This window comes from Pseudomonas sp. 2822-17, assembly GCF_002742485.1.
GTDB classification, from domain to species: domain Bacteria; phylum Pseudomonadota; class Gammaproteobacteria; order Pseudomonadales; family Pseudomonadaceae; genus Aquipseudomonas; species Aquipseudomonas cyclaminis.
In genome coordinates this window covers 1-410 of sequence record NZ_LJRZ01000473.1, presented here as the reverse complement: position 1 = coordinate 410, position 410 = coordinate 1, and the positions used below count along the sequence as shown (strand labels likewise).

At 31.0% G+C, this 410-nt stretch carries 1 protein-coding gene; it reads left to right on the top strand.

All coding sequences use genetic code 11. From position 1 onward, the window contains the following. Positions 1 to 7: 7 nt before the first annotated feature. Positions 8 to 163, top strand: a complete 156-nt coding sequence (locus AOA60_RS34670; RefSeq protein WP_368731581.1) for a family 1 glycosylhydrolase — start codon at positions 8 to 10, stop codon at positions 161 to 163. Positions 164 to 410: the final 247 nt, after the last annotated feature.

Here is a 410-nt window from a genome sequence, read left to right as displayed (position 1 = left end):
AGGATATATGACTTGGTCATTATTAGATAATTTTCAATGGGCAGAAGGATATACGATGCGTTTTGGGATTGTTTTTGTGAATTACAGGACCCAGGAACGTATAAAAAAAGAGAGTTACTATTGGTATAAACAAACGGTTAGCAATAATTTTTTTGAAATATAATTTAATATGAGTTTTTCGAAAGCGCTTTACAACTAGTGTGGTAGTCATTTTCTTAGAGAACATGTTGGATTCATTATGTTAAGGAGGTGAGTTTTCTAGTTTAACTTAACCTGGTAATACTGTTTTACTTTAGAATCTAAAAATGCAAGGGGGAAATTGTAATGTCAAAATTGTTAAAGCTTTTAGCAGTTATGTTATTTATGTTGTTATTCGTAGTAGCTTGTAATGGAAACGGTGATTCTGAAAC